General features: G+C 61.6%; 33 protein-coding genes, 1 tRNA gene and 1 pseudogene. 22 read left to right on the top strand and 13 right to left on the bottom strand.

What is annotated here, in order from left to right; genetic code table 11:
- Positions 1-90: 90 nt before the first annotated feature.
- Positions 91-165 (top strand) — tRNA-Val (locus NKJ46_RS19970).
- Between the two features lie 38 nt (positions 166-203).
- Here NKJ46_RS19970 and NKJ46_RS19965 read toward each other — a convergent pair.
- The gene (locus NKJ46_RS19965; protein WP_352666721.1) at positions 204-572 is read right to left on the bottom strand and encodes a hypothetical protein; all 369 of its coding nucleotides are present in this window, start codon (positions 570-572) and stop codon (positions 204-206) included.
- Between the two features lie 103 nt (positions 573-675).
- Between NKJ46_RS19965 and NKJ46_RS19960 the strand changes: the two genes are divergently transcribed.
- Both NKJ46_RS19960 and NKJ46_RS19955 read left to right on the top strand, forming a co-directional pair.
- On the top strand, positions 676-927 hold the full coding sequence (locus tag NKJ46_RS19960; RefSeq protein ID WP_352666719.1) for a PepSY domain-containing protein: 252 nt from the start codon (positions 676-678) through the stop codon (positions 925-927).
- A gap of 127 nt (positions 928-1,054) precedes the next feature.
- On the top strand, positions 1,055-1,531 hold the full coding sequence (locus tag NKJ46_RS19955; RefSeq protein WP_352666716.1) for a hypothetical protein: 477 nt from the start codon (positions 1,055-1,057) through the stop codon (positions 1,529-1,531).
- An 11-nt stretch (positions 1,532-1,542) separates the two neighbouring features.
- On the opposite strand, the gene NKJ46_RS19950 is transcribed toward NKJ46_RS19955, so the two are convergent.
- A complete protein-coding gene (locus NKJ46_RS19950; protein ID WP_352666713.1) occupies positions 1,543-3,438 on the bottom strand; it encodes a L,D-transpeptidase family protein in 1,896 nt (631 codons plus the stop codon).
- Positions 3,439-3,658: 220 nt separating this feature from the next.
- Positions 3,659-4,405, bottom strand: coding sequence for a 3-oxoacyl-ACP reductase family protein (locus NKJ46_RS19945; RefSeq protein WP_352666710.1), 747 nt, complete (start codon positions 4,403-4,405; stop codon positions 3,659-3,661).
- A gap of 98 nt (positions 4,406-4,503) precedes the next feature.
- Between NKJ46_RS19945 and NKJ46_RS19940 the strand changes: the two genes are divergently transcribed.
- A complete protein-coding gene (locus NKJ46_RS19940) occupies positions 4,504-5,118 on the top strand; it encodes a TetR/AcrR family transcriptional regulator (protein WP_352666707.1) in 615 nt (204 codons plus the stop codon).
- A gap of 35 nt (positions 5,119-5,153) precedes the next feature.
- On the opposite strand, the gene NKJ46_RS19935 is transcribed toward NKJ46_RS19940, so the two are convergent.
- Positions 5,154-6,062: an alpha/beta hydrolase gene (locus NKJ46_RS19935; protein ID WP_352666704.1), complete on the bottom strand. Its 909-nt coding sequence runs from the start codon at positions 6,060-6,062 to the stop codon at positions 5,154-5,156.
- A 47-nt stretch (positions 6,063-6,109) separates the two neighbouring features.
- Between NKJ46_RS19935 and NKJ46_RS19930 the strand changes: the two genes are divergently transcribed.
- Positions 6,110-6,562 carry a MarR family winged helix-turn-helix transcriptional regulator gene (locus NKJ46_RS19930; protein WP_352666701.1) on the top strand — a complete coding sequence of 151 codons (453 nt, stop codon included), beginning with the start codon at positions 6,110-6,112 and terminating at the stop codon, positions 6,560-6,562.
- Between the two features lie 28 nt (positions 6,563-6,590).
- Here NKJ46_RS19930 and NKJ46_RS19925 read toward each other — a convergent pair whose 3' ends face one another.
- Positions 6,591-7,202, bottom strand: coding sequence for a pyridoxamine 5'-phosphate oxidase family protein (locus tag NKJ46_RS19925; protein ID WP_352666698.1), 612 nt, complete (start codon positions 7,200-7,202; stop codon positions 6,591-6,593).
- A gap of 40 nt (positions 7,203-7,242) precedes the next feature.
- Here NKJ46_RS19925 and NKJ46_RS19920 point away from each other — a divergent pair, with 40 nt between their 5' ends.
- The gene (locus NKJ46_RS19920) at positions 7,243-7,791 is read left to right on the top strand and encodes a nuclear transport factor 2 family protein (RefSeq protein ID WP_352666695.1); all 549 of its coding nucleotides are present in this window, start codon (positions 7,243-7,245) and stop codon (positions 7,789-7,791) included.
- A 23-nt stretch (positions 7,792-7,814) separates the two neighbouring features.
- Here the strand turns inward: NKJ46_RS19920 and NKJ46_RS19915 are convergent, their stop codons facing one another.
- On the bottom strand, positions 7,815-8,168 hold the full coding sequence (locus tag NKJ46_RS19915; RefSeq protein ID WP_023717628.1) for a gamma-butyrobetaine hydroxylase family protein: 354 nt from the start codon (positions 8,166-8,168) through the stop codon (positions 7,815-7,817).
- A gap of 199 nt (positions 8,169-8,367) precedes the next feature.
- Between NKJ46_RS19915 and moaA the strand changes: the two genes are divergently transcribed.
- Together moaA and NKJ46_RS19905 are read left to right on the top strand one after the other, a co-directional pair.
- Entirely contained in the window at positions 8,368-9,363 is a 996-nt protein-coding gene (moaA, locus tag NKJ46_RS19910) for a GTP 3',8-cyclase MoaA (protein ID WP_352568644.1), read from the top strand.
- A 55-nt stretch (positions 9,364-9,418) separates the two neighbouring features.
- On the top strand, positions 9,419-9,892 hold the full coding sequence (locus NKJ46_RS19905; RefSeq protein WP_352666693.1) for a hypothetical protein: 474 nt from the start codon (positions 9,419-9,421) through the stop codon (positions 9,890-9,892).
- A 51-nt stretch (positions 9,893-9,943) separates the two neighbouring features.
- Here the strand turns inward: NKJ46_RS19905 and NKJ46_RS19900 are convergent, their stop codons facing one another.
- Together NKJ46_RS19900 and NKJ46_RS19895 are read right to left on the bottom strand one after the other, a co-directional pair.
- Positions 9,944-10,246 carry a hypothetical protein gene (locus NKJ46_RS19900; RefSeq protein ID WP_352666691.1) on the bottom strand — a complete coding sequence of 101 codons (303 nt, stop codon included), beginning with the start codon at positions 10,244-10,246 and terminating at the stop codon, positions 9,944-9,946.
- A 5-nt stretch (positions 10,247-10,251) separates the two neighbouring features.
- Positions 10,252-10,509 (bottom strand): hypothetical protein, encoded by a 258-nt coding sequence (locus NKJ46_RS19895; RefSeq protein ID WP_352666688.1) that lies wholly within the window; start codon positions 10,507-10,509, stop codon positions 10,252-10,254.
- Between the two features lie 353 nt (positions 10,510-10,862).
- Here NKJ46_RS19895 and NKJ46_RS19890 point away from each other — a divergent pair, with 353 nt between their 5' ends.
- The 11 genes and pseudogenes from NKJ46_RS19890 (at position 10,863) to NKJ46_RS19840 (ending at position 18,937) form a co-directional block, all read left to right on the top strand.
- Complete coding sequence (locus NKJ46_RS19890) at positions 10,863-11,219, top strand: hypothetical protein (protein WP_352666686.1); 357 nt, start codon at positions 10,863-10,865, stop codon at positions 11,217-11,219.
- Between the two features lie 122 nt (positions 11,220-11,341).
- Positions 11,342-12,262 (top strand): DMT family transporter, encoded by a 921-nt coding sequence (locus NKJ46_RS19885; RefSeq protein WP_352666684.1) that lies wholly within the window; start codon positions 11,342-11,344, stop codon positions 12,260-12,262.
- Positions 12,263-12,328: 66 nt separating this feature from the next.
- Positions 12,329-12,958 (top strand): molybdenum cofactor guanylyltransferase MobA, encoded by a 630-nt coding sequence (gene mobA, locus NKJ46_RS19880; protein WP_352666681.1) that lies wholly within the window; start codon positions 12,329-12,331, stop codon positions 12,956-12,958.
- Positions 12,955-13,464 carry a molybdopterin-guanine dinucleotide biosynthesis protein B gene (mobB, locus tag NKJ46_RS19875; protein WP_352666678.1) on the top strand — a complete coding sequence of 170 codons (510 nt, stop codon included), beginning with the start codon at positions 12,955-12,957 and terminating at the stop codon, positions 13,462-13,464. The genes mobA and mobB overlap by 4 nt, the downstream gene beginning before the upstream one ends.
- 213 nt (positions 13,465-13,677) lie before the next feature.
- The gene (locus NKJ46_RS19870; RefSeq protein WP_352666676.1) at positions 13,678-14,460 is read left to right on the top strand and encodes an ABC transporter substrate-binding protein; all 783 of its coding nucleotides are present in this window, start codon (positions 13,678-13,680) and stop codon (positions 14,458-14,460) included.
- Between the two features lie 118 nt (positions 14,461-14,578).
- Entirely contained in the window at positions 14,579-15,292 is a 714-nt protein-coding gene (locus tag NKJ46_RS19865; protein ID WP_352666673.1) for an ABC transporter permease, read from the top strand.
- Positions 15,289-16,116: an ABC transporter permease gene (locus NKJ46_RS19860; protein WP_352666670.1), complete on the top strand. Its 828-nt coding sequence runs from the start codon at positions 15,289-15,291 to the stop codon at positions 16,114-16,116. The genes NKJ46_RS19865 and NKJ46_RS19860 overlap by 4 nt, the downstream gene beginning before the upstream one ends.
- Positions 16,117-16,162: 46 nt before the next feature.
- Positions 16,163-17,050, top strand: a pseudogene (locus tag NKJ46_RS19855) (NAD(P)-dependent oxidoreductase); the annotation flags it as partial.
- 9 nt (positions 17,051-17,059) lie between these two features.
- Positions 17,060-17,764 carry a DNA alkylation repair protein gene (locus NKJ46_RS19850; protein ID WP_352666668.1) on the top strand — a complete coding sequence of 235 codons (705 nt, stop codon included), beginning with the start codon at positions 17,060-17,062 and terminating at the stop codon, positions 17,762-17,764.
- Positions 17,724-18,305 (top strand): GNAT family N-acetyltransferase, encoded by a 582-nt coding sequence (locus tag NKJ46_RS19845; protein WP_352666665.1) that lies wholly within the window; start codon positions 17,724-17,726, stop codon positions 18,303-18,305. The genes NKJ46_RS19850 and NKJ46_RS19845 overlap by 41 nt, the downstream gene beginning before the upstream one ends.
- A gap of 62 nt (positions 18,306-18,367) precedes the next feature.
- Positions 18,368-18,937, top strand: a complete 570-nt coding sequence (locus NKJ46_RS19840) for a DUF3299 domain-containing protein (protein ID WP_352666662.1) — start codon at positions 18,368-18,370, stop codon at positions 18,935-18,937.
- Positions 18,938-19,257: 320 nt separating this feature from the next.
- Here NKJ46_RS19840 and NKJ46_RS19835 read toward each other — a convergent pair whose 3' ends face one another.
- The 4 genes from NKJ46_RS19835 to NKJ46_RS19820 form a co-directional block, all read right to left on the bottom strand.
- Positions 19,258-19,749, bottom strand: a complete 492-nt coding sequence (locus tag NKJ46_RS19835) for an Lrp/AsnC family transcriptional regulator (RefSeq protein WP_006333679.1) — start codon at positions 19,747-19,749, stop codon at positions 19,258-19,260.
- 202 nt (positions 19,750-19,951) lie between these two features.
- Positions 19,952-20,584: a uracil-DNA glycosylase family protein gene (locus tag NKJ46_RS19830; protein WP_352666659.1), complete on the bottom strand. Its 633-nt coding sequence runs from the start codon at positions 20,582-20,584 to the stop codon at positions 19,952-19,954.
- Positions 20,585-20,597: 13 nt separating this feature from the next.
- Positions 20,598-21,209: a glutathione S-transferase gene (locus NKJ46_RS19825; RefSeq protein WP_352666656.1), complete on the bottom strand. Its 612-nt coding sequence runs from the start codon at positions 21,207-21,209 to the stop codon at positions 20,598-20,600.
- A 41-nt stretch (positions 21,210-21,250) separates the two neighbouring features.
- The gene (locus NKJ46_RS19820) at positions 21,251-21,874 is read right to left on the bottom strand and encodes a thermonuclease family protein (protein WP_352666653.1); all 624 of its coding nucleotides are present in this window, start codon (positions 21,872-21,874) and stop codon (positions 21,251-21,253) included.
- A 75-nt stretch (positions 21,875-21,949) separates the two neighbouring features.
- Here NKJ46_RS19820 and NKJ46_RS19815 point away from each other — a divergent pair, with 75 nt between their 5' ends.
- Positions 21,950-23,464 (top strand): sensor histidine kinase, encoded by a 1,515-nt coding sequence (locus NKJ46_RS19815; RefSeq protein ID WP_352666651.1) that lies wholly within the window; start codon positions 21,950-21,952, stop codon positions 23,462-23,464.
- A 4-nt stretch (positions 23,465-23,468) separates the two neighbouring features.
- Here the strand turns inward: NKJ46_RS19815 and NKJ46_RS19810 are convergent, their stop codons facing one another.
- On the bottom strand, positions 23,469-24,467 hold the full coding sequence (locus NKJ46_RS19810) for a nicotinate-nucleotide--dimethylbenzimidazole phosphoribosyltransferase (protein ID WP_352666872.1): 999 nt from the start codon (positions 24,465-24,467) through the stop codon (positions 23,469-23,471).
- A 197-nt stretch (positions 24,468-24,664) separates the two neighbouring features.
- On the opposite strand from NKJ46_RS19810, the gene NKJ46_RS19805 reads away from it, so the two are divergent.
- Positions 24,665-24,898 (top strand): DUF1289 domain-containing protein, encoded by a 234-nt coding sequence (locus tag NKJ46_RS19805; protein WP_031193575.1) that lies wholly within the window; start codon positions 24,665-24,667, stop codon positions 24,896-24,898.
- Positions 24,899-24,911: 13 nt separating this feature from the next.
- Positions 24,912-25,616, top strand: a complete 705-nt coding sequence (locus NKJ46_RS19800) for a TIGR02281 family clan AA aspartic protease (protein ID WP_352666649.1) — start codon at positions 24,912-24,914, stop codon at positions 25,614-25,616.
- The last annotated feature ends 6 nt before the right edge of the window (positions 25,617-25,622 follow it).

Below are 25,622 nucleotides of genomic sequence, written 5' to 3'. Positions count from 1 at the left end.
AGGCGAACCGCAGATGCCGACCGACAAGTGGTTGACTTCGCAGGCCGGCCTCCCTTATATCGCGGCGCGCTTGGCCTTCGGGCAACGAGCGGGCGATTAGCTCAGCGGGAGAGCACACCCTTCACACGGGTGGGGTCGCAGGTTCAATCCCTGCATCGCCCACCATCTGCTTTCCTGAATCAATTCAAGCCAAGCCAGAGCGGCTAGCAGCTGCAGGTAGCCCCCTCGCCGCCAAAATTCTTTTGGGCAAAATTCAAAGCGCTGCTGTAGCTCGTATAGCTCTGGAACTGGCAAACGTTGGAGCCGGCCCGCACCTTCATCTGCTCGATATCCCAGAACGAAACCTCGATACGGTCGTCGGCGCAATAGACTGTATAGCGCTCAGGTTCCAGCGCTGCGGCTTTCTGGACAGGCATCGAAACGGCCAGGATGGACAGTGTGAAAAGTACAAATATGATGGCATGACGCGTTTGCATGTAGACCCCCGAATGACCACCGGCACTATTATGGCCGCGATGTTGAGACGACGCATCATGATTTTTAAGCAGTCGCCGTGTTCTTTCGGTGGCCATAAATCAGGCACGGCCGGCGCCTCGTTGTAGCGCAACGCCCGGCGATCCCGGAACAAACCTGCATGGAAACGAGTTTCTGCTGATCGAAATGTGAGGGAAAGCCATGTCCAGACTTGTTTTGGCGGCCGCCGTGCTGCTTGTCGGCGGATCGGCCTTTGCCGCGGACGACAATCCGGTGCCGCCGCAGAATGCCAAGAAGCTGTCGGAAATCATTGCCAAGGTCGAGCAGCGCGACGACTTCCGCTACATCAAGGAAATCGATTGGGACAGCGGCGCCTACACTGTCACCTACTACACGAACGACAAGGCGAAAGTCGAAATCACCTATGATCCGGTGACAGCCGCGCCGAAATGAAGCTGGCCGCCAACGGTCCAAATTCTAAAAAATGGCGCGCCTCGAAGTCCCCCGACTTTCGGCACACACTTGCGCAGATATGACTTTGATGGCTGACTGCGGGCTATCATTGCGCGCGGGGGTGGGCATGGCGACGGTAAAGCACGTATTGAAACGCTTTCTGATGATGCTCGCGGGCTATTTGATAGCGGTACTGGTTGGGCTGATCGCGGTGGCGGCGATTTATGGCGGGTTGAGCTCGCTGCCAAACGCGCCGAATTATTTCGACGTCATGGGTGTCACCCCCGTTGCGGTGCTGCTGTTGCCGCCGCTCGGCATGTTCATCTATTTTCTGACGATCGTGCTGACCGGCCTGCAGACGCTGATCTTCGCACTGATTGCCGAGTTTTTCTCGCTGCGCAGTTTTTGGCTGCACATGATCTTCGGCGCAGCGGCCGCGGTTGGCGGTTTCGCCTTGATCTGGCCCAGTGTACCGGACGACACGAACCCGGAGCGCTGGGCCGATATCGGTATCATTGCCGCGGCAGGCATTGTCGCCGGCCTGGTCTATTGGCTGATCGCCGGACGCGACGCCGGCTTCCGGCGTCCGCTGTTTCAGCGCTAGAATCGCATTCGTCAGCTTGCCGGCGAACGCACCGCTTCCGTGCTGTCGAGCGCCTGCTGCAGCCTTGTGTCGCGGCCGTAGACGTCATTGAAATATTCGACGGTGCCGGACAGGTCCGGCCACGCGGTGAAATAGGCGACATAGACCGGGATCTTGCGTGTCACGTCTTCGGTCGAATGTCCGTGTTTCAGTTTGTCCTCAATGTAGTCGACCGAGGTGCCGAGAACGGCAGCCGCCATGCCGCGCGGATCCTGCAAGCGAACACAACCATGGCTGAGCGCGCGCATGTCGCGCTGGAAAAACGACTTCTGCGGTGTGTCGTGCATGTAGATGGCGTGCTTGTTGGGAAACAGTATCTTCAATTCGCCCAGCGCATTGGCCTCGCTCGGCAGCTGGCGCACGCCGTAGGGTATCTTTGCGCCGTAGGCACCCCAATTGACCGAGGATGAGGGAATGCGCTTGCCGCGGGCATTGACCACCTCGTAGCCGGCGCGGTCGAGATAGCCAGGATCCCGGCGCAGCCGCGGCAGCATCTCGTTGACCAGGATCGACTGCGGCACGCCCCAATAGGGATGGAAGTCGACCTGCTCTATCTGGTCGTAGAAGAAAGCAGTCTGGTTGGTGGGCCTGCCAACGACGGCGCGGGTCTTCAGCTTCTCCTCGCCATCATCGATATAGCTCGCGGTGAAAGCCGGCTGGTTGATGAAGACGCGCGGGCTGCCAAGGTCGGAAGGCAGCCAGCGCAACTCTTCGAGCGCAACCCGAACCTTCTGAATTTTGTCGGCCTTGGACGTTCCGGCCAACGATGCAACGGTACGGGGACCGATGACGCCGTCGCCTTTCATGCCGGCCCGTTTCTGCACCGCCTTGATCACCGGCACCAGCTCCGGATCGTAGACCTCGCTGGTGGCGAGCCTCGCCAGGACCTCGCCATAGGCGCCGCCCATCTCGTCATCGAGATTGCGCGCGATCTTTGTCAACAGCTTCGGCAGCTCGGGGTTGGTCTGCCCCGGCTTCAACAGCAGATTGGGATCGATGGTGACTTCGTCGTCGGCGCTGGCCTGGAGCGCTTCCAGTTCGACACGCAGTGCCTGATACTCGGAATTCTGTGGATGCCGCGATTCGAGATAGGTGCGCACTTGCTGGGTGTGGGCCAGCGTGTTCAGCACCCCTTCCATGTCGAGCGGCTTCGGCGGAAAATCGTAGTAGCCGGTCATGCGGTTGGGATCGACGCGGCCGCTTTGTGCGTCACGGGCGTAGCGCAGGACACGCGCCGACAGCGCCATCTCGAAGCGGACCAGCTCTTTCAGGCGTTCATCGGCATTGCCCGCCGATGCGCCTGCTGCCGGAACTTCGACGGTGTAATCCGCGGGCGTCAGGCCGTAGCTCGCGGCCTCGCCCAGCACCCGCACCGCATCCTCGGCACGGCTGTTGGGACTGGTTCCCGTCACCCAGATGAAATCCGGATTGGCCGAGTAATAGGCGATCAGCGCCTTGGCGATGTCCTTCTCGGCGTAGAGGTCATAGCCGTCGAGCCCGGCAACGGCTTCGCGGAATGCAGCCCCGGTGGCCGCCGGCTCGAATGCAGCATCCTGAGGCGTTGCCGGTTCAGGCGTTGCCGACAGTGCCGAAAAATCGACGCGCACCAGCGGATCGCTCTTGTAGGTGTAATAGGACGGGCTGCTGATTTGCGCACCACCACCGCCCCCACCGGAAGCGGCCGGCGCCTTGGGCTTGTATTTTGACGGTGGCGGCGGAAAGTTACCTTTCGGCGGTGCGTGTTTGACGCCGCCGCCGAAAAGCATATCGAAGAACCCTTGCGCTTCAGCCTTCGGCGCCCCGAAGGCCAGCATTGCCGCGGCCACCGCAAACGGCAGCACGGTTGCTTTGTTTCCAAGGAGTTTCATGGATCACCCGCTCCGGTTGAACCGGATCCCGTTCCGCACCGCTTTCACGGTCTCGCCCACCGCATGGCGGATGTAAGGCGTGACTACACTGATTCATACTGATTTCGTTAAGCTTCCATAAATTTCGGAACGTCTGTTGCAGAACGGTTTCACAACATCGTGACGGGCCAAGCGGTTCCGCCATCGCCCCCGATCAATGGAAGTGCCCGTGAGCCAAGCCTCAAGCGTTGGCGCCGCCGTCGATGGTCAATGCCGCGCCTGTCACGAAGCGCCCTTCGGGACCGGCAAGCCAGGCGACCATGCCGGCGATCTCGTCGGCCGTGCCGAAGCGAGGCATCGCCATCTTCTGGCGCTGATGCTCGGCGTGCGGGCCGGCTGCCGGATTCATGTCGGTATCGGTCGACCCGGGATGGACGACATTGGCGGTGATGCCGCGCGGACCGAGATCGCGTGCAAAGGCCTTGGTCAGGCCAACCAAGGCAGCCTTGCTGGCCGAATAGGCGCTCAGGCCGGCGTCCGTGGCACGCTCGGCCAGATTGCTGCCGATCGAGATGATCCGGCCACCCTCGCCCATATGCGCTGCTGCCGCCTTGGCGGCGACAAACGGGGCTCTGAGGTTGACCTCCATTGTCTCATCGAAGTCGGCAAGCGACAGGACATCGATCGGCGCAGCGCGCCAGATGCCGGCGCTATTGACCAGGATGTCGAGCCGTCCGAAGGCTTTTGCTGCCTCATCGACTGCCGCCTCGATCGCCGCAGCATCGCGATTGTCGGCCTTGATGGCAAAGGCCCGGCCGCCGGCCGCTTCGATTTCCCTGACCACCCCGCGCGCCCCTTCCTCGCCATTCACATAGGTGATTGCCACCCCTGCGCCGTCGGCCGCGAGCCTTCTTGCGATCGCCGCACCAATGCCGCGACTGCCGCCGGTGACGAGGGCGGCCTTGCCGTTCAAGCTTCTGGATGACATCTGCTTCTCCATTTTGTAGTGATTGATACATAAATATCTGCCAGCCTTGCTGAACAAGGTCAACTGGATTATGTATCGATCAATACAGAAAGGATGCCATGCCGGAACGAGGCCGCCCCCGCACCTTCGATCGAGCCGCCGCCTTGCGGCGCGCAATGGAAGTGTTTTGGGCCAAGGGTTATGAGGGCGCGTCGATAAGCGACCTGACCGCTGCAATGGGCATCAACTCACCCAGCCTCTATGCCGCCTTCGGCAGCAAGGAAGCGCTGTCTCTCGAGGCAACCGAGCTTTACACGCGGGTCGAGGGAACCGAGATCTGGTCCGCGCTGGAAAAGGCGCCGACCGCACGCCAGGCCGTCGAGCGGTTCCTGCGGCAGACTGCCAGGGCCTATTCACAGACCGGTCGTCCGCAAGGCTGCCTTATCGCGCTCGGCGCATTGCACCAGGACTCAAGCCGCGGTGCCATCTGCGATGATCTGCGCCGTCGCCGCGCCGAAAACCGCGAAGCATTGCTGAGACGGCTCGAGCGTGGCGTGGCCGAGGGGGAGTTGCCGGCCGATTTCGACTGCGGTACGGCCGCGACCTTCTACGCGACCGTGCAGCACGGCATGTCGATCCAGGCGCGCGACGGCGCGTCGCGTTCGGCCCTTCTGGCGACGGTGGCTGGGGCAATGGCAGCTTGGATAGCGATGGCCGACACCGGGGCGGCGTGACGATCGAACCCGGCAGACAAGAACAGACATTCAGATCACTGCAGAGACGGCTCCAGCCTGCCCGCAACGAAGCCAACGGCACGCTCCACCACACCCTTGTCGGCAAGAATGCGGCGGTGGCCGAGCCCGTCGGCCCAGCACAGCCGCACATGGTTTCCGGCGCGCGCATAGAGCCTTGCATGCTCGGCGGACACTTCGCGGTCGTCCGGTGCGTGGATCACCAGCGTCGGCAGCGGCGTGCTTGCCAACTGGCGGTCACCGGTGAACTCATGCAACGGCCGGCCGGCGATGCGCTCGACCCGGTCGGCCATGGCGGCCTGCGAGCGCGAGCCGACATTCAGCATGCGGCTGAAATCAGCAAAGATCGCCGGCAGGGAGCTCGGCGCGGCGATAAGCACCAACCGCCCGGCCGCCAATCGCGGGATGTTCCTGATCGAACCGGCGACGGCATTGGCGGCAACGGCACCACCAAAGGAATGGCCGACGATGGCGGCAAACGGCCCGAACCATTCGCCGGCAACCCGTACCGCATCGACCGCACTGACCAGGGTAAGCCGGCGGCCCTGCGACTGGCCGTGGCCCGGCAGGTCGAGCGAGACCACCTTGTAGCCTGCATCGCGATAGGCTTCGATCAATGTGCGCATGTATTCGGTGCGCGAACGCCAACCATGGATGACGAGCACGGTGCCGGCAGTTGCCCTGCCCGCCTCGGGCCGGAATTCATGCACCATGACGCAGCCGGTTCTGGTCTTTAGCCGGTGATGGCGCGCTTGGGTCATGAAATCGGCGGCGCGATCGATTGCGCGGCGCTCACCTTGGCTCAAGCTCTTTTCGTGCGGTGTGCGGCAGAACAGCTCGAATGCGGCGCGCCCGGTGAGTCGCGGCGCCACATGCTCGGCCACGCCGAACGTGCCGCGGATGACCTTCAGTCCAAATGATGCCATAGTGGCGATCCATTCATTGGTTCAAGCATGAACATAATAGTTCAAACATGAACATTAAGCAAGACCTGCCCTGGGACAACCCGCGTTTTCGCAACTGGGTCGCGGTGGCGCGTGCCTGCCACGTGGTGGAACGCACCCTGGCGGTGAAGCTGGCGCCACTCGACCTGAAGCCGGCGCAGCTCGACGTGCTGATGAACCTCTACCGCCATCCCGGCATGTCGCAGCACGACCTCGCTCGCCGCCTGCTGGTCGGCCGCTCCAACATCACCATGCTTTTGCCGCAGTTGGAGACCCGCGGCCTGCTGCGCCGCGAGGGCGACGAGAAGGACAAGCGCGTGCTGCGGCTGACGTTGACCGAGGCCGGCGAGGCACTGCTGATGCAGGCGCTGAAGGTCCACATGACACTGATCGAAAAGGCGATGAGCCAGTCGACGCCGGAACAATGCGACATGATCGGCGAACAGATGCGGAGGGTTGCCGAGGTTTTGAAGACCGCCTGACCGCCCAGTGCTCCACCACCAAGTGCTTTCACCACATCGATTTTTTTGCGCGCTCCGGCCATTCCTTGTCGTAGACCTCGCCGTCGATGTTCTTGCGGCTGGTGATCTCGAGGATCTGTCCGGGGGTCGGCAGCGATTTCGGGTCGACCTGCCTTGCCGGATTCCACAGTTCCGATCGGTGGATGGCGCGGGCGCACTGGAAATAAACCGCATCGATCTCGACAATCGTCACCGAGCGCGCCGGCTTGCCCTCGACGGCGAACGAGGCGCAGAGCGCAGGATCGGTGGTGATGTGGGCGCGGCCATTGACGCGCAGCGTCGTACCGGAACCCGGCACCAGGAACAGGAGCGCGACGCGCGGATCGCGAAGGATGTTCCTTAGCGAATCGGCACGGTTGTTGCCACGCCGGTCCGGCATCATCAGCGTTTTCGGATCGTGGATGCGGACGAAGCCGGCGAGATCGCCGCGCGGCGAGCAGTCCAGCCCTTCAGGCCCGCAGGTCGCGAGCACGGCAAACGGCGAAGCCTCGATGATAGCTGCGTATTCGGGAATCAGCTGGTCGAGTTCTTTGACCACCGACGCCTCGCCGGGCAGGCCATAGAGCGCTTCGAGTTGTTCGACGCTGGTGATCATCGACATGTTTTCGTCTCCAAAACTTTGCCGGCGCTACTCCAGATGCATGACGTTTTCACGACATAATGCCCGTTTGCCGTCATCAGGAAACGGGTGTCGAGGCAACGCGAACAAGCGCAAACGCTTTCACCTACACAATCGTGCCGACGGATACGGAGACCGAAAAATGGATAAACCGCACGACCGGCGACGCACCGCCATGAAACTTATCGAAAACATGTTCAATGTTGAAATGCGTTTCCTGCAATCAGGGTCGGAGAGCCTCGATATGCTTGCCGGCGCATTTCATGCCGAGATTGTCGTGCATGAGCCGCGCTCCCTGCCCTATGCCGGTGACTGGAACGGCCTCGACGGCGTTGGCGCCCTTTTCCGCAAGATGCGGGAAATCTGGAGCGACGTGGCGGTGGAGGACCTTCAGGTCGCCCAAAACGATGACACGGTATTCATGAGCTGCTCGCTTTCGCTGACATCGCGGGCCAATGGTGCAACCATCAAACAGCCGTTTGCCGAAGTCTTGCGCTTCAAGAATGACCGGCTGATCGAAGGCACGCCGTTTTATTACGACACCAGCGAGATACTGGCGATCCTGCGTTGACCGGAGAGTCCTGCGGGCTCCATTCAACGGTCGCGGCTCAGGCCTTTCTCTTCCAGTTCGGCGAGGTAGGCGGCCCAGCGTGCATCCTTCTCATGACCCAGCGTGTGCAGGTAATTCCAGGTGAAGATGCCGGTATCATGGAAATCGTCGAAGGTGATGCGTACGGCATAATTCCCGACCGGCTCGATCTTAAGGATCGCGACATTGCGCTTGCCGGGAACGGTGACGCGCTGTTCGGGCGAATGGCCCTGCACCTCGGCGGATGGCGAGGCGACGCGCAGCAACTCGGCCGGCAACTCGAACGGCTGATGGCCCGGAAAGGTCACGGAAAGCAGCTTGCGATCTTTCGAGACCCTGAGTTCCTTCGGCGCTGTCATGGTGGTGGATCCTGCGGAGAACTGCCCTTCCCTACGCCGCTTCGTGTCGAGGGAAAAGGCCGCATGGAAAGTTCCGACATGATCTGTCGGCGTCGGAATGTTACCGAAGATCGCGAGCTTCTATCTTGAATGGCAAGTTGGCTCGTATCACATAGCAATATATAACGAAGCCGTTCACGGCCACGGGAAGCGCATAAGCATGGATATGATCGATCCTTTCGGTCGCACGATCACCTACCTGCGCGTGTCGGTCACCGACCGCTGCGATTTCCGCTGCACCTATTGCATGGCCGAGGACATGACGTTCCTGCCCAAGAAGGACCTGCTGTCGCTGGAAGAACTCGACCGGCTCTGCACGGTCTTTATCGAAAAGGGCGTGCGCAAGCTCCGCCTCACCGGAGGTGAGCCGCTGGTACGCAAGAACATCATGCACCTGGTGCGCCAGCTTTCGCGGCATCTCGAGAGCGGTGCGCTGGAAGAGCTGACGCTGACCACCAACGGATCGCAGCTTTCCCGCTTTGCCGCCGAGCTCGCCGACTGCGGCGTCAAGCGGATCAACGTCTCGCTCGATACGCTCGATGCCGACAAATTCCGCCAGATCACCCGCTGGGGGAATCTGGACAAGGTCATGGACGGCATCGACGCCGCGCAGGCGGCCGGGCTGAAGGTAAAGCTCAACGCCGTGGCGTTGAAGGACTTCAATGACGCCGAATTGCCGGAAATGCTGCGCTGGGCGCATGGCCGCGGCATGGATCTGACGGTCATCGAAACTATGCCGATGGGCGAGATCGACGCCGACCGCACCGACCAGTATTTGCCGCTGTCGCTACTGCGCGCGGCACTCGAGCGCCAGTTCACGCTAAGCGACATCCCTTACAAGACCGGTGGCCCGGCCCGCTATGTCCAAGTCGCCGAGACCGGCGGACGGCTGGGTTTCATCACGCCGATGACGCATAATTTCTGCGAAAGCTGCAACCGGGTCCGGCTGACCTGCACCGGCACTCTTTACATGTGCCTCGGCCAGGAAGATGCCGCCGACCTGCGCGCGCCGCTGCGTGCGTCGGAAGGCAACGAGCTGGTCGCCGATGCCATCGACGAAGCAATCGGCCGCAAGCCCAAAGGCCATGACTTCATCATCGATCGCCGCACCAACCGTCCGTCGGTGTCGCGGCATATGAGCGTCACCGGCGGCTGATTTTTCGCCGATTTCGTGCAAGAATAATCGCCTTGGTATCGGCGCGAGGCAAGGCGTGCAGCGGTTTTTTGCAGTCCTGACGTTTTTCGGAGTGATGGCGGGGACCACGGCAGTCGCCGCGCCATTTACCTATACGAACGAGCGCTTCGGTACCGTCTGCACCTTTCCGGATGAAATCTTCACTCTTCGCCAGCCCGAGCCGGACAATGGCGATGGACAGCAATGGCTCACCGCCGATGGCGCCAGCCTGATCTGTTCGGGTATCCTCAACATCGATGATGACACCCCGACAGCCTTCGTCTCCGCCGAGAGGGCCAGCAAGGAACCTGATTACAAGATCACCTACAGCAAGACCGGCAAGAACTGGGCGGTGCTGTCGGGCATCAAAGGCGGAAACATCTTCTACGAACGCCGCCTGTTCGGAAAAGACGGTGTCATCCGCACGGTCTGGATCGACTACCCGCCAGCCCTGAAATCGAAATTCGACCCGCTCGTCGATGCGATCGCCGGCAGCCTCAGGGGACCGTGAGCATCCGGCGACGTCAGAACTTATTGGCAGCCCGTTGTTTTTGCTGGCGAGTCACGGTTGTTGACGGGTGTAGTCGTATCGTACGGCAATCCATTTCTTGCCGCTGCCATTGGCCTGGAGGAAATGTTGCTCGGCCACTTCGTGATTGTCGCCGTCCCTGGAAATGACGAAATCGGAGGCAGTGAACCGCCCTTCGACCTCGGGCCCGAACCCGACGAAACCAAGCGGCTCGAACAGCAGTGAAATCTTGCCGTCCTCCTCGCCACCAAAACTCCAGGCGGGCATGATCCCTGCCGGGAAACGGGTATCCATGGAGACATACTTCCAGCGGCCCTCCACCCGGTCATAGCTCAAATAGGCTATCCGCTGGAAGTCTGGATTTTCGACCCGGGCGCCGGGCGCATCACCTCCTGCATGAAGGGGCCGATCATCGTGCGCTCGGCCACCAGCCCGGTCATCACGATCGGCTCGGCACCGGGCGTTGGCCAGATCGTGTTGACGACGGTCCATTTCCCGACGCGGCGAGCGAGCTCATCCGCTTCGTGACCCGGCGTGGACATCCGTTCGACTGCCGACGCCGAAGCGCCGTTCTCGGCGAACGCAGGCGCTATCGCCATGAGCATACCCGCCAAGACAGAAGAGAACCGGAAAGCCGACGACCGCCTGCTGCCTGTGCCAAGCCTGTCCGCATTGCCTCGTGCGTTCATCATGGATTACCTCCCAGACAAGATCAGAAGCCTACAATGACCAATTTGGTGAATCTTGCCGAGCAAATTTGATAGCGTCGAAAAGTTTTCCTGGAGCCGCAGTGTGATCGATTTGCCCTCCGAACCCATCCTTTAGAACGGCACCTTTTCGGGGTCACACCCAGAAAAGGTCTTGTCCGCCAACGGTCAGCGGATTTACCGCAAGCCCATTCGGGCCTAGCCTCTGCCCTGGAGCGGTTCTTCGCCCAGTGGGGGAATACGATATGCGCAAACTCATTCTTTCTCTTGCATTGCTCAACCTCGCGGCCCTGCCCGCGGCGGCCCAGTCGATCGGCGGCACCTATGCCGTGGCCGGCACCAATTTCGATGGATCGTCCTATGGTGGCGACGCGACTATCACGCTGACCAGCGAGACGACCTGCACGATCCATTGGGAGACAGGCGGCTCGTCCTCGGACGGCATCTGCATGCGCAACGACGATGCCTTCTCCGCCGGCTATATCATGGGCAAGGCGGTCGGTCTTGTCGTCTACAAGGTGCAGGACGACGGCTCACTGCATGGCCTGTGGACGATTGCCGGCAAGGAAGGCAACGGCACCGAGGTACTGACACCCAAATAAGCCATGCCGCTCTTGCGCGGCAGATGTCATGGGCCACAGAAAGGCTGTGGCCCAGCCCTTTGACGTTGCTGTCTTGTGGGTGCCTGCTAGACGCTTGCTGCAGGACTCACCCGGTAATCGCCTTGCCTCTTTCGCCAAATCTGCGCGGCGCGTTGTTCATGATGGTGGCCATGGCTGGTTTCACCCTCAACGACGCGATCACCAAATTCTCGTCGGAATCGATGAACATGGCGCAGGTCATGCTGATCCGCGGCGCCTTCGCTTCGCTTTTCGTTGGCCTGCTTGCGTGGCAACGCGGCGCGCTTGCCCGGCCAGGTTCGATGCTGCAGCCGACAGTTGCGCTGCGCGTCGCCAGCGAGGCCGGCGCCACTGTGTCGTTCCTGGTTGCTCTGGCACATCTTCCGATCGCCAATGTCTCCGCCGTGCTGCAGGCGCTGCCGCTGGCGGTGACGATGGGCGCTGCGCTTGTGTTCAACGAGGCCGTCGGCTGGCGGCGCTGGCTGGCTATTGCCGTTGGTTTTGCCGGCGTGCTGATCATCGTGCGGCCGGGCTTCGAAGGGTTCAGCGTCTTTTCTCTGCTGGCGCTGGCCAGCGTTGCATGTTGTGCGGTGCGTGATCTCGCCACCAAGCGGATACCGCAGGCAATTCCGACATTGCTGGTGTCGACCGCTACCGCACTTGCCATGACGGTTCTGGGCGCGGCATTGCTTTCGCCGATGGGCGGCTGGACGCCAATGACAGGAAAAAGCACGGCGTTCCTGGCGCTGGCGGCAGTGCTTGTGCTCATAGGCTACCAGTTCATCATCACGGCCATGCGGGTGGGCGATATCTCCTTTATCGCGCCGTTCCGCTACACCGCCCTGCTCTGGTCGATCCTGCTTGGCTTCACAGTCTTCGGCGATGTCCCCGATCTGCCGATGATCCTCGGTGCCTCGATCATCATCGCGTCAGGCCTCTATGCACTCTACCGCGAACGGATCGTCGGCCGGCAAAAGACGGCTGCCGAAAGCGCTGGACCGGACATGGCGCCGGACGGCATATAGGCGTGACCGTCGACGATCGTCTGATTTGAAAACTGGATTTTGGTCATTGGGTCTAGGCAGCAAACGATGGGCCGACATATCGCAGGGATCATTCTGGCCGGCGGCCGGTCGAGCCGGATGGGCGGCGGCGACAAGACCCTGCTTGCGCTTGGCGACGGTACTCTGCTCGACCGTGTCGTTTCGCGCCTTAGCCCACAGGTCGGACCGCTTGCGCTAAACGCCAATGGCGATCCGACAAGGTTTGCCGCGACGGGGCTTCCAGTGCTTGCCGACACTGTCAAAGGTCATGCCGGGCCGCTTGCCGGGATCCTGACCGGCCTCGAATGGGCTTCCGACACGACCTGCCAGGCGCTGGTCACGGCTGCCGGCGATACGCCTTTCCTGCCCAGGGATATGGTTGAGCAGCTGCTCGCGGCAGCCGACGAACGCCGCGGCTCGATTGCGGTCGCCTGTTCCGGCGGCAAACTGCATCCGACTTTTGCACTCTGGCCGCTAGGGTTGGATCAGGCCTTGCGACAATTTCTCATCGAGGAAGACAACCGGCGCGTTTCGGCGTTCATCGACCGGCACGGTTTTGTCGAAGTGGAATTTCCCATCCTGAAATTCGGCGGGGCCGAAATAGATCCGTTCTTCAACATCAACACTCCGGACGACCTTGCCCAGGCCGCGCATCTGTTGCAGAGCATCGAGCCATGAAAAGACGTATTTTCGGCATCACCGGCTGGAAGAACTCCGGCAAGACGACATTGACCGAAAAGCTGGTAGCAGAACTCGTCCGGCGCAACTGGAAAGTGTCGACTGTAAAACACGCCCATCATGATTTCGACATCGACAAACCCGGCGCGGACAGCTTTCGCCATCGGCAGGCGGGAGCGACGGAGGTCGCGGTCGTGTCGGGCAGGCGCTGGGCGCTGATGCACGAATTGCGGGGCGAGGACGAGCCGAAGCTGGACGCGATCCTGTCACGGCTGGCACCCTCCGATATCGTGCTGGTCGAGGGTTACAAGCGCGAGGCGCACAAGAAAATCGAGACGAGACGGCTCGAGGCCAAGGACCGGACACCGCTCTCGGCAGGCGATCCACACATTGTCGCCATCGCGTCCGACTTCCCCATTGTTGGCCAAGACCTGCCGGCCTTCGATCTCGACGACACGAATTCGATAGCTGACTTCATCGAGCGCGCCACCGGCCTGTCGCGCTGAGAATGCGGCAGAAGACAGTTTCCGCCCGCTTGCTTTCCAATTTAGGCGTCTGACCCAACGTCATCGCTTTCTGAACATGACCTTCCCTCAAGCGACGGTTTTGCAGTTGCTTTTTCTTGGGAAAGAATGGGAGTATCGCGCCAGCGGGCGGTCAAAAGCACCGCCCACAGAGCCGTTCGGGAACGACGGCCGGGACCAACAGAGAGGACTATTATGCGTATTGCACTGCGTATCGCGCTCGCCACATCGGCTGCGCTGCTGACGCTTGGCGTTGCCCAGGCCCAGGAAAAAACCTTGCGGATCGGCACGGAGGGAGCCTATCCCCCATTCAACAATCTGACTGCCGACGGCCAGCTCGTGGGCTTCGATATCGACATTGCCAAGGCGCTCTGCGACGAGATGAAGGTGAAGTGCACCTTTGTCGCGCAGGACTGGGACGGCATCATTCCAGCCCTTCAGGCAGGCAAGTTCGACGCCATCGTCGCGTCTATGTCGATCACGCCGGAACGCGCCGAGAAGGTCGACTTCACCCACAAATATTACAACACGCCGCCGGCGATCGCCGCGCCCAAGGACACCGACATCAAGGGTGTCACCAAGGAAGATTTGGCCGGCAAGACGATCGGCGTGCAGGCGTCCACCACGCATTTCAACTATTCGACCAAGACTTATACCGACAGCACCGTCAAGCCGTACCCGACCGCGCAGGAATACCAGCTCGATCTGGCCAATGGCCGGCTCGATGCCGCCAATGACGACGTCGTCGTGCTGCAGCAATGGCTGGATTCGCCGGACGGCGCCTGCTGCAAGCTGGTCGGCACAATCCAGCCGGTTATCGAAATCCACGGTCCGGGCGCCGGCATTGCCGTGCGCAAGGGCGAGACCGATCTGGTCAACCAGTTCAATGCGGCGATCGACGCCATCCGCGCGAACGGAAAGTACAAGGAAATCAATGACAAGTACTTCAAATTCGACGTCTATGGCGGCGAGTCCTGATCGACCGACATAGAACGACGTGAACGGCGGGAGATTCCCGCCGTTCTTATAAGGATGTCGCGCACGAGGGATGACGCGGCACGGGTCTCAAAGAGCCTCAAGGAGAACAGGCCGGCGGATGCAGAGCGCACTGACGCTTCTCAGTTGGGGACCCGAAGGCTGGCTCGACGACATTGCCGCGGGTATGTTTGTCACGGTATGTCTTGCGCTGGCCACTCTGCCCTTCGGGCTGACGCTCGGCTTTTTCGTGGCGCTGGCCAAACAGTCGGAAGAGCCGTCGCTGAGGCTGGCCGGGAACATCTACACCACGATTTTTCGCGGAATACCCGAGCTGCTCACGCTGTTTCTGATCTTCTTCGGCATCCCATTGATCCTGCAGTACATTGTCCGGCTGGTGAGCCCCGGAACGTCCGCCGACGTCAACAGCTTCGTCGCCGGCATGATCGCGCTGTGCTTCATTTTCTCCTCTTATTCCAGCGAGGTGTTTTTATCCGCGTTCCGCGCGATTCCAAAAGGGCAATATGAGGGAGGCTATTCAGTTGGCCTGTCCAGCGGCCAAACGATGCGGCTGATCGTGCTGCCGCAGTTGATCCGCATCGCATTGCCCGGACTTGCCAATCTCTGGCTTATCCTGCTCAAGGACACTGCGCTCGTCTCGGCGGTCGGCCTCAACGAGATCCTTCGGCAGAGCGGGGTTGCCGCTCGCGTCACCAAGCATGCTTTCCTGTTTTATGGTTTTGCCGGCCTGATCTATCTCCTGCTGGCGATCGTCTCCTCCTTCGGCATCAACGCGATCGAACGAGCGGTCGGCGGCAGCGAGGTCAAGAGATGAGCCTTGCCACCGACACGCTGAAGGTCGACCGGCCGCCGCCGCCCGCACGCGGCTGGTCGCGCCAACGCATCCTCGGCCATGTTCTGGTCGGCCTGTGGATCGCTCTCGGCATTGGCATGGTCGTCTACCTGGTCGCTGCGTGGAACCCGGCGTTCTTCCAGAAATATGCACCCGGCTACATATCCGGCCTCGGCATCACCCTGTTGCTGGTTGCCATCTCGATTGTGCTTGGCGCGATCCTGTCGGTGCCGATCGCCTATGCACGCATGTCGAAGAACCCGATCCTTTCGGGGTTCGCCTATGCCTATGTCTATTTCTTTCGCGGCACGCCGCTGTTGGCGCAGACCTTCCTGGTCTACTACGGGGTCGGCTCCTTCCGGCCGGAGCTCGAGATGGTCGGACTGTGGGGCTTCTTCCGCGAAGCATTCAACTGCGCGATCTTCGCCTTTTCGCTGAATACGGCCGCGTACCAGGCCGAGATCTTGCGTGGCGCGATCGAGAGCGTGCCGAGAGGCCAGTGGGAAGGTGCCGCCTCGCTCGGCCTGCACAAACTGCAGACGATGTGGAAGATCATCCTGCCGCAGGCGCTGATCGTCGCGTTGCGCCCGTATGGCAACGAGATCATCCTGATGATCAAGGGCTCGGCAATCGTCGCCATCATCACGGTCTACGATTTGATGGGCATCACCCGGCTCACCTATGCGCGCACCTTCGACTTTCAGTCGTATATCTGGGCGGCGATCATCTATCTGATCATCGTCGAAACATTGCGCCACGGCGTCGAGTGGATCGAACGGCGCATCACCATCCATCTGCACCGCTGACTCCCATCACCGTGCCTGATCCGGTAAGAAGGCCGCAAAGCAGGCTTTCAAGGGATTCGAAAACATGGCTTCTGTGGCATTTCTCGGTCTTGGCGTCATGGGCTATCCGATGGCCGGGCACCTCAAGAACAAGGGTGGCCATGACGTCACCGTCTACAACCGCACCAGGGCGAAAGCCGAGCAATGGGTTGGCCAGCATGGCGGCAGCCTGGCCGCAACGCCGGCGGAAGCGGCCAGGGGAAAGGATTTTGTCTTTTCCTGCGTCGGCAATGACGACGATCTGCGCTCAGTGACGACCGGCGCCGGAGGCGTCTTCAATTCCATGAAGAAGGGCGCCATCTTCATCGACAACACCACGGCATCCGCGGAGGTCGCGCGCGAACTGGCGCAGCAGGCGCAAGCGCTCGGGTTTTCGTTCCTCGACGCCCCGGTCTCCGGCGGTCAGGCAGGCGCCGAGAATGGCATGCTGACCGTGATGGTCGGTGGCGAGCCCGACGCCTTCGACAGGGCCAAGCCAGTCATAGATGCTTATGCCCGCATGGTCGGGTTGATGGGACCAGCCGGGGCTGGCCAGCTCACCAAGATGATCAACCAGATCTGCATCGCCGGCCTCGTTCAGGGCCTCGCCGAGGGCCTCCATTTCGGCAAGCAGGCTGGGCTCGACATCGAAAAGGTCATAGACGTGATTTCCAAGGGTGCGGCCGGATCCTGGCAGATGGAGAACCGCCACAAGACGATGAATGCCGGCAAATATGATTTCGGCTTCGCCGTCGACTGGATGCGCAAGGATCTTGGCATCTGCCTCGCCGAGGCCGACCGCAACGGCGCCAAACTGCCGGTGACGGCACTTGTCGACCAGTTCTACAAGGACGTGCAGGCGATGGGCGGCAAGCGCTGGGACACGTCCTCGCTGCTGGCGCGGCTGGAGAAATAGGGTTTCGCCGTGGCCGAGCTTTCGCCTCAATCCAGCGCCGACGAAATCGTCGCTCATCTGCGCTCGATCGCCTCGGAGGAAAATCGACTTGGCATGCTGCGCTACGGCATCAAGATCGAACGTGCGCTCGGTATCCCGCACGGCGTGCAGCGGCAGATTGCCAGGAAAATCAAGCGCAACCATGAGCGTGCCTTCGAGCTTTGGCGAACAGGCATCATGGAGGCGCAGTTTATCGCTTCCGTCACGGCCGATCCGGAGCGGTTCTCTGCCGCGGACGCAAGACGATGGGCGGCGACGTTCGACTCTTGGGATATCGTCGACGGCGTCTCGGATCTCTTTGTCGATACGGATTGCTGGAGGCAATTGATCGCCGAATTTGCGGTCGACGAACGGGAATTCGTTCGACGCACCGCCTTTGCCATGATGGCTTGGTCGGTAGTCCACCGGAAGAAAGAACCGGAGGCGACCTTCCTGGAATTCCTGTCGACCATCGAGGCACAGGCCACCGACGGCCGTAATTTCGTGAAGAAGGCCGTGAATTGGGCGCTTCGTTCGATCGGCAAGCGATCGATGAATTTGCACGGCCCTGCCCTTGCCCTGGCGCAAAAACTGGCGGCCTCGACGGACAAGACTGCACGCTGGATTGGCAAGGGCGCCGTAAAGGAACTTTCCGATGCCAAGACGCTCCAACGGCTCGCCGCCAGAAAAGCTTGACCTGAGCAAGGTCCGCTTCACGGAGGTGACGCGATCGACGCGCGCCGATTTCGAAAACCTGTTCGAGCAACCGGGCGGGCCGAAATACTGCTGGTGCATGGCCTGGCGTAATCTCGACAACCGCGAGCATGTCGGAAACGACGAGAGGAAACGCGCGATTATGGCGCTGATCGATACCGGCACGCCGGTCGGCATTGTCGCCAAAATCGATGGCCGGACCGTCGGCTGGTGCTCGGTCGCGCCGCGCGAGACCTACCGCAAGCTGTCACGGCAGCAGGACAAAAGCGAGATGGGCATCTGGTCGATCGTCTGCTTCTACGTGCCGAAGGCGTTGCGCGGCGGCGGGCTGGCAAGGGTATTGCTCGACGCGGCCATCGATCACGCCTTCGCCAAAGGTGCCAAGACGATCGAAGCCTATCCCGTCGACCAGGCCTCACCGAGCTACCGTTTCATGGGCTTTCGCGACATGTTCGTCGCCCGCGGCTTTCGCGAGGTCGGCACGACCGGCTCGCGCCGGCACGTGATGCGGCTTGAGCGTTGACCTGTGGGGCTGCGGCAGCTTTACTTGATGTCCGCAGATCAAGGCTCAGCGGCGGAGCAGCGATGAGCAACCGTTTTAAATCAGGCACGATCATGGCAACTGCCTTGTTGGCGTCCGCCATCGCGGCAGGCGCTTCCGCCGGAACCATGCGCATTTTCTGGAAAGATCTGCGCCCGCCGACCCAGCCAGCCGCCGAAAGCGTCGGGCTGCCGATGATCGCGGCCAAAATGCCGGATCATGGCGAAACGCTGTCTCTCAATTTGCAGGACAAGACCGTGCAACTCGCGGGCTACGCGCTGCCGGTCGATCGTGAGGGCGATCTCGTCTACCTGTTCCTGCTGGTCCCCTGGACGGGAGCCTGCAGCCATATGCCGACACCACCGCCCAACCAGATGGTCCTCGTCACGCCTGCCCGCCCCTACAGGATGTCCGAGGCCTACCAGCCGGTTTCGGTGACCGGCGCATTACGGCCGGGCATGGAGAAGAGCCAGCTTTTCATCCTCGACGGCGTCAGCGTCATCCAGTCGGGTTACACGATCCGCAAGGCCGAGGTGGTCGACGTCGACGCGGTCCCGGACACGATCACGCTGCCGGCCAATTCCCCCTGGAGCTTCCTCAACAAGAAGAACTAAGCGGGCCTAGCTCAAAGAATAGATGGAATTGGAATTGACATTGAGCGGGTATGATCCGCTCCATTAATGGATACCTTTGCGCGGCAGCCCTCCCAAAGCCATATCACAAACGTGCCCTGAGCATGCCGGCTGTCTATCCTGCCTGGCGTTGTGAAGAATATTGATATTTCCGCAGCAGATTTTCCTAGGATATCGAATTCTTCCGCCCACGGTTCGACGATCAAACGGACATTGTCGGTGCCGTCGTTGCGAAAACCGACTATTAGGGTTTGCTCAGTCAACGGCCGCCTCTGCAGCAGATGGTGTTGACGCTATAGCGCTCAGGCGGCGTTCGCACCCGATTCCTTGTCCAGCACCATATAGTCGAGCGGCATTTCGGTCGTGTACTTGATCTGCTCCATGGCGAAGGAAGACGACACGTCGCGGATCTCGATCTTGGCGATCAGCCGCTTGTAGAAGGCATCGTAGGCGGCGATGTCGGGCACCACGACGCGCAAGAGATAGTCGACGTCGCCGCTCATGCGGTAGAATTCGACCACTTCGGGAAATTCCTGGATAACTTCCGAAAAGCGCCGCAGCCATTCATGGCTATGCGAATTGGTGCGGATCGAGACGAACACCGTGACCCGCACATTGACCTTTTCATGATCGAGGATGGCGACGCGGCGCTTGATGACGCCCTCTTCCTCGAGCTTCTGGATGCGCCGCCAGCACGGCGTCGTCGACAGGCCGACCTTTTTGGCGACGTCGGCGACTGCAAGCGTCGCATCCTCCTGCAGGAGGCGGAGGATTTTTCTATCGAGGCGGTCCATTGGGTGCTCCCCTGATGCAAGTCGTCCAAAGTGCGCAGCGGCCTTGGCACAACGACATGCATAAAAACAAGAATTTAACGCGCGTCCCCTCATGCGCGACGCGCTTCGAGGAATGGATTACCATATTCCCTCTTGCTCAAGCCTATTACAAGAAAGAAATTCTGTTGAATAGCGCAAAAGCGAGTGATTTCTTGCTGAATGGCTAGCCGAGGCGATAGCGGATTTCCGATCTCAGAAAGGGCAGCAAATCCATTTCAAACCATGGATTGCGCTTCAGCCAACCAGTGTTGCGCCAGGACGGGTGCGGCAGCGGCAGGACTTTCGGTTCGGTCGCCGCCGCCCAGATGGCACGCCAATCCATGACCGTTTCCGTCAGCGAGGGACGGCGCGCCGCGCCCATATGCCAGCTTTGCGCGTAGATGCCGATCGTCAGCACCATATCGACTTGCGGCATCAGCGCCATCAGCGATGCGCGCCATGCCGGCGCACATTCGCGGCGCGGCGGCAGGTCGGCGCCCTTGGCGTCCTGACCGGGAAAGCAAAAGCCCATCGGCACGATGGCAAATTTGTCCGTGTCATAGAATTCCTCGCTGCCGACGCCTAGCCAGCTTCGCAGCCGGTCGCCGGAGGCGTCGGTGAACGGCATGCCTGACACGTGGACCTTGGTGCCCGGCGCCTGGCTGGCGATCAGGATACGCGCGCTCGAAGATGGCCTGAGCACGGGCCGCGGTCGGTGCGGCAACGGCCTGCCGGCCGGGTTATCGATGCAGATGCGGCAGGCGCGTACCCTCGCCGTGAGGGCTTCCAACTCTTCGCTCACCAGCTCTTCGCTCATTTGAGACTCGTTCTCAGGCGGCGGCACTCGGCCGGCTGGAGATTTCTCGATACCAGCGCAGCACGTTGGTGCACTCTTCGGGTACCTTGATGCGAGCCGGCTTCATGAAGTCGATGGCGACCAGCCCGGTGATGTCGGCGATCGAATAGGCATCACCGGCGACGAATTCCCTGCCGGCGAGCTCAGCGTCCAGAAATCTCAGGAATTCGATCGCCTTCGGCTTGTTAGCCTCGCCCCATTCGGGGATTTGCGGGATCTCCCATTCCCTCATTGCGGGGTGGATATGCCGGAACGCCGCGGCGACGCAGCCGAACAGATTGAACTCCACACGTCTTTGCCACATCTCGACGATCGCCTTGCCGAGCGCGCCACGCCCGAACAAAGCCGGCTCGGGGTGCAGTTCCTCGAAATAACGACAGATTGCGACGGATTCGGTGATGATGGTGCCATCGTCGAGCTCGAGCACCGGCAGACGCTTCAGCGGATTGCGCGAGCTGACCGGCTGCTCTTTGTGCTCCAGCGCGCCCATGTCGACCGGCACCAGCGGAACCTGAAGTCCCTTTTCGGCCAGAAAAATCCGAACCCGACGTGGATTGGGCGCGCGCCCGCCGTCGAACAGCTTCATCTCTATCCTCCTCGTCCGCCCCGACGAACTATAGGCACAGCTCACCAGAAGCGAAAAATTTCGCGCAAGGCATCGCCGATCGACGCCAAGGTGCCGTGCTTTCTTTCGACCAGCTCGTGGCCGTGGCTCTCGCGCCAGTTCTTCGGTTCGTCGAAAGTTCCGGCCCAGATGCCGGCTTTGCCCGCGCGCGCAGCGGCTTCCTCGGTCTCGAAATCGCCAAAGGCGACCGCCCAGCCGGCCTCGACCTGCGCGCTGTTGAGATCCTTGCCGCCGGCCTTGCAGTCGCCGAGCAGCCTGCCGTAGCGGTCGCGCTGCCAGCCGCTGCAGGAGACGGCTTTGCCGGCTATCAACCGCACCAGGGACTGCCGCGCGAGCTTGCCGCAGGGATAATCGGCATCGTCCTTGCGGCAGATCTGCGAATATTCCGGCGCGTCGATGCCACGCATGCGGATACGCTCGCTGCCGAGGATGATGCTATCGCCATCATTGACGATGGCCGCGCCCTCCGTCTTGCGCGTCTCCACTCGGTCGAGGCGCGCCGCCAGGAGGATCAGCAGGCCGAGCACAATGAGTGTCAGCCCATGGTCCATCAGCCTGCGCCACAGGCTTCGCGGAGGCGGCGCATAGTATCGCTGGCGCGGCCATCGCGACCACGAACGGCTCATATGGCAAACCGTTGGTTAATCATTCGAACGTAGCTTAACGATTTGAAATTGCTGCCCGCGTAAATTGAAGACTTCATGCCCCTGCAACGCTCGACCACGGCGGACAAGTTTATTGTGGACCGCAGGAAACGCCATCGCAACAGCGATGTCGCGCGCGCGGTGCGCAAGACGCGCGACCGTCTTTCGCAGCAAGCCGGAAATCCCGACTTCGACCGCGAGCTATTGAAGCTCCACGCGCTTTCGATGACCGGCGGCGTGATCGTCATCCCGCTGCTCGTTCTGGCAACGGCCGCGGCAGGCTTGCTCGCGGGCATCGGCAAGGAGATCGGCGTCTGGGCGCTGTTCACATTCATCTGCTATACCATCGTTGCATTCATGGCCAGACGCGTCACTCAAGCGTCCGAGCTCAACCCGCTGGAAACGCATAGGGATTTCCTGATCGGCCAGTTTCTTTGCGGGCTTGGCTGGGCCTGGTTCGCATGGCTCAGCTGCGAAACTTGCCAAATGGATCAGTTCCAGGTCGCCAAGGCGGTGGTGCTGCTGCTCGCCATGTCGGCAACCGCGATCCTGGCCTCGTCGCTGCGCGGTGCGCTGTTGGCGACCTTCGCCCTCCCGGTCGCCATCTATGCTTATGCCAGTGCGAAATTATGGATGCCGGTCGAAGTGATCATGGCAGGCTTGCTGATCGCGTCGTTGCCTTTCTTCGCCTATGTAGCGCGCCAGCTCAACCGTTCCTCGCTGATGCTGCTGTCGTTCCGCTCCGAAAAGGATGCGCTGATCGCCGAACTGGAGACGGCGAAATCGATGTCGGACGAGGCACGGCGGCGGGCGGAAGACGCCAATCTGGCGAAATCGCGTTTCCTGGCCTCGATGAGCCACGAACTGCGCACACCGCTCAACGCCATTCTCGGCTTTTCCGAAGTGATGGCCAACGAGGTGCTCGGCCCGATGAGCAACCCGACCTATCGCGACTATGCCCGTGACGTGCACGACTCCGGACAGCATCTGCTCGACCTGATCAACGAAATTCTCGATTTGTCGCGCATCGAAGCGGGCCGCTACCAGCTCAACGAGGAGCCGATGATGCTGCTCTCCGTCGTCGAGGATTGCTGCCACATGATGGAGCTGAAGGCGCGCAACAAGGACATCCGCATCGTCCAGGATTTCGAAAACGCGTTGCCGCGCCTGTTCGCCGACGAACGCGCGGTGCGGCAGATTGCGCTCAACCTGTTGTCCAATGCCATCAAGTTCACCGCCACCGGCGGCGAAATCCGCGTGCGCGTCGGCTGGACGGCGGGCGGTGGGCAATATCTCTCCGTCAAGGACAATGGGCCGGGCATACCGGAGGACGAGATTCCGATCGTGCTCTCGGCCTTCGGCCAGGGCTCGATCGCCATCAAGAGCGCCGAACAGGGCACCGGGCTAGGCCTGCCGATCGTGCAAGGCCTGCTTGCCATGCATGGCGGCGAATTCCAGCTCCATTCCAGGCTGCGCGAAGGCACCGAGGCGATCGCCATCTTCCCGCTGAGCCGGGTGATGGAGGAACTGCCGGCGCTGCCGACCAAGGCGGTTGCTTCGCGCCGGCGCTGAGTTCTTAACCGCGGACCGCCGCCGCCATGCCTGAACTGGTCAGCGCGGCCGCCTTGACCAGGCCGGCGGCAAGAGCCGCCCCTACCCCCTCGCCTTGACTGACGCCCAGATCGAGCAGCGGGCGAAGGCCGAGGCGCTCGGCGGCCTTGGCATGGCCAGGCTCCGGCGACAGGCTTGCGAGGAGACAATGATCGAGCGCGGCTGGGTTGGCGGTATGTAGGACACCAGCGGCCGCAGTCGCCGTGAATCCATCGAGCAGCACCGGGATCTTCTGCATCCGCGCCGCCAGAATGGCGCCGCAGATCGCTGCGAATTCCCGTCCGCCGACCCGGCGCAGCGCTTCCAGCGGGTCCTTGAGGCTCGCGCCGTGAAACGTGATCGCGGCATCGACCACCTCCGCCTTGCGCCTCTGCATTGCCGCGTCGGCCCCCGATCCAGGGCCGATCCAGTCGGCGCTGCTGCCGCCGAAAAGTGCCGTGCAAAGAGCCGCGGCGACAGTCGAATTACCGACGCCGAGGTCGCCAAGGCAAAGCAGGTCGGTGCCACCGGCAATCGCTTCCATGCCAAACGCCATGGTGGCGGCGCAACCGCGCTCGTCCAGTGCCGCATCCTCGGTGATGTCGGCTGTCGGAATGTGCAGAGCCAGATCGAACACCTTCAAGCCGAGATCGTAAGCGATGCAGATCTGGTTGATCGCTGCACCGCCGGCGGCGCAGAGCTCGACTGCATTTGCCGTGGCGGCGGCGGGGCGCGGCGAAATGCCGTGGCGGGTGACGCCATGATTGCCGGCAAAGATTGCCACCAATGGTCGCGTCACCGCCGGCGGCGCGCGACCGCTCCAGCCGGCGAGCCAGGCGGCGACGTCCTCGATGCGGCCGAGCGAGCCTTTGGGCTTGTCTGCCTTGGCAAACAACTGGCGCACGCGGGCCTTGGCCGTCAGATCTGGCGGCGGCAGGCTCACCAGAAGGTCGCGAAAATCGTCGAAAGGCAGCGCGCTGGTCATGTCGATGGCGATCGTCCGTGTGAATTGGTGAGCGGCATAGCCGCCTTGGCCAGCCGGCACAACCTCAAGCCGGCACAACCTCCAGGCCCGGTACAACTTGGCGGTTTTGACGCGAAAGCATTCGTTGGCGGCGCATCCCGGAGGGCTTGCATTGACTTTGTCGTTGCACCATGTGGAGGCTAGCCAAGGAAATCCTTATGACGGCCATTGAATCCCCGTGCATCCTGGTCTGCTCGATCGATATGAAAACCGGCTTCTGTTTCGGTTGCGGGCGCACGCGCGAGGAAATCGCCGCCTGGATCGACATGACCCCGCAAACCCGCCGCAGCGTCATGGCCGAGCTGCCGGCAAGGCTGGAAACGGTCGAACGACGCCCCCGCCGGGAAACCCGTCGCAGCCGCATGGCACGCGAACGCGACGCCCTCTCGTGAACCGGCCGCAGAGATGAACCGACTGTTGTGGATTCTGATCGTCGCGATCGGGGCGGGTGTACTCCTGCTCATGCTCAACGATTCCGCCGGCAGTACATTCGGCATTGAGAATTACGATTTCAGCCAGCTGATCTGGCTTGGCGCTTTAGCGGCGCTCGTCGGCGCCGGCCTGCTCAGATCAGGCAGGCCGTTAGGCACCATGGCACGCAGTCTTGGCGCCTGGGCTGCCATCGTGCTGGCGCTGATCGCCGGCTATCAGTACCGCTATGAGTTGCAGGATTTCGCCAGCCGCATCACCGCCGGCCTTGTTCCCGGCAGTCCGCTGGCGCTGGGTGTGGAAGAAGGCCATGTCACCGTCACTCTAGACAAGGCCGGCAACGGCCATTTCGAAGCGCGCGTCACGATCAACGGCACGCCGATCCTGACGGTTGTCGATACCGGCGCGACCAGCACCGTGCTGACCGCCGAGGACGCGCTGGCGGTCGGGTTCAATTCGGCGGCTCTCCGCTTCACCATACCGATCTCTACCGCCAACGGCATGACACGCGCCGCCGCCGTGAGAACCGATGAATTGTCGATCGGCGGCATCGTGCGCAAGGACATGCCCATCATGATCGCCGCACCCGGCACGCTCGGCCAGAGCCTGCTCGGCATGAATTTCATCGGCTCGCTATCGGGTTTCGACGTCCGTGGTGACCGCATGGTGTTGCGGGATTAAGTCTTC

The sequence above is a fragment of the Mesorhizobium sp. M0166 genome, from assembly GCF_040322255.1.
Lineage (GTDB): Bacteria > Pseudomonadota > Alphaproteobacteria > Rhizobiales > Rhizobiaceae > Mesorhizobium.
The sequence above is the reverse complement of the archived record's forward strand: the minus strand, read 5'-3'. Positions and strand labels throughout refer to the sequence as shown.

Bases quoted from the DNA above. Each gene is read 5' to 3' on its own strand.
- NKJ46_RS19815 (WP_352666651.1), top strand. From the start codon at position 21,950: ATGCCCCTGCAACGCTCGACCACGGCGGACAAGTTTATTGTGGACCGC.
- NKJ46_RS19940 (WP_352666707.1), top strand. From the start codon at position 4,504: ATGCCGGAACGAGGCCGCCCCCGCACCTTCGATCGAGCCGCCGCCTTG.
- NKJ46_RS19860 (WP_352666670.1), top strand. From the start codon at position 15,289: ATGAGCCTTGCCACCGACACGCTGAAGGTCGACCGGCCGCCGCCGCCC.
- NKJ46_RS19945 (WP_352666710.1), bottom strand. From the start codon at position 4,405: ATGTCATCCAGAAGCTTGAACGGCAAGGCCGCCCTCGTCACCGGCGGC.
- NKJ46_RS19955 (WP_352666716.1), top strand. From the start codon at position 1,055: ATGGCGACGGTAAAGCACGTATTGAAACGCTTTCTGATGATGCTCGCG.
- NKJ46_RS19965 (WP_352666721.1), bottom strand. From the start codon at position 572: ATGGCCACCGAAAGAACACGGCGACTGCTTAAAAATCATGATGCGTCG.
- NKJ46_RS19845 (WP_352666665.1), top strand. From the start codon at position 17,724: ATGCCAAGACGCTCCAACGGCTCGCCGCCAGAAAAGCTTGACCTGAGC.
- NKJ46_RS19960 (WP_352666719.1), top strand. From the start codon at position 676: ATGTCCAGACTTGTTTTGGCGGCCGCCGTGCTGCTTGTCGGCGGATCG.
- mobA (WP_352666681.1), top strand. From the start codon at position 12,329: ATGGGCCGACATATCGCAGGGATCATTCTGGCCGGCGGCCGGTCGAGC.
- NKJ46_RS19930 (WP_352666701.1), top strand. From the start codon at position 6,110: ATGAACATTAAGCAAGACCTGCCCTGGGACAACCCGCGTTTTCGCAAC.
- NKJ46_RS19805 (WP_031193575.1), top strand. From the start codon at position 24,665: ATGACGGCCATTGAATCCCCGTGCATCCTGGTCTGCTCGATCGATATG.
- NKJ46_RS19865 (WP_352666673.1), top strand. From the start codon at position 14,579: ATGCAGAGCGCACTGACGCTTCTCAGTTGGGGACCCGAAGGCTGGCTC.
- NKJ46_RS19950 (WP_352666713.1), bottom strand. From the start codon at position 3,438: ATGAAACTCCTTGGAAACAAAGCAACCGTGCTGCCGTTTGCGGTGGCC.
- NKJ46_RS19915 (WP_023717628.1), bottom strand. From the start codon at position 8,168: ATGACAGCGCCGAAGGAACTCAGGGTCTCGAAAGATCGCAAGCTGCTT.
- mobB (WP_352666678.1), top strand. From the start codon at position 12,955: ATGAAAAGACGTATTTTCGGCATCACCGGCTGGAAGAACTCCGGCAAG.
- NKJ46_RS19800 (WP_352666649.1), top strand. From the start codon at position 24,912: ATGAACCGACTGTTGTGGATTCTGATCGTCGCGATCGGGGCGGGTGTA.
- NKJ46_RS19935 (WP_352666704.1), bottom strand. From the start codon at position 6,062: ATGGCATCATTTGGACTGAAGGTCATCCGCGGCACGTTCGGCGTGGCC.
- NKJ46_RS19895 (WP_352666688.1), bottom strand. From the start codon at position 10,509: ATGGCGATAGCGCCTGCGTTCGCCGAGAACGGCGCTTCGGCGTCGGCA.
- NKJ46_RS19835 (WP_006333679.1), bottom strand. From the start codon at position 19,749: ATGGACCGCCTCGATAGAAAAATCCTCCGCCTCCTGCAGGAGGATGCG.
- NKJ46_RS19920 (WP_352666695.1), top strand. From the start codon at position 7,243: ATGACGTTTTCACGACATAATGCCCGTTTGCCGTCATCAGGAAACGGG.
- NKJ46_RS19870 (WP_352666676.1), top strand. From the start codon at position 13,678: ATGCGTATTGCACTGCGTATCGCGCTCGCCACATCGGCTGCGCTGCTG.
- NKJ46_RS19830 (WP_352666659.1), bottom strand. From the start codon at position 20,584: ATGAGCGAAGAGCTGGTGAGCGAAGAGTTGGAAGCCCTCACGGCGAGG.
- NKJ46_RS19810 (WP_352666872.1), bottom strand. From the start codon at position 24,467: ATGACCAGCGCGCTGCCTTTCGACGATTTTCGCGACCTTCTGGTGAGC.
- NKJ46_RS19890 (WP_352666686.1), top strand. From the start codon at position 10,863: ATGCGCAAACTCATTCTTTCTCTTGCATTGCTCAACCTCGCGGCCCTG.
- NKJ46_RS19840 (WP_352666662.1), top strand. From the start codon at position 18,368: ATGAGCAACCGTTTTAAATCAGGCACGATCATGGCAACTGCCTTGTTG.
- NKJ46_RS19820 (WP_352666653.1), bottom strand. From the start codon at position 21,874: ATGAGCCGTTCGTGGTCGCGATGGCCGCGCCAGCGATACTATGCGCCG.
- moaA (WP_352568644.1), top strand. From the start codon at position 8,368: ATGGATATGATCGATCCTTTCGGTCGCACGATCACCTACCTGCGCGTG.
- NKJ46_RS19825 (WP_352666656.1), bottom strand. From the start codon at position 21,209: ATGAAGCTGTTCGACGGCGGGCGCGCGCCCAATCCACGTCGGGTTCGG.
- NKJ46_RS19925 (WP_352666698.1), bottom strand. From the start codon at position 7,202: ATGTCGATGATCACCAGCGTCGAACAACTCGAAGCGCTCTATGGCCTG.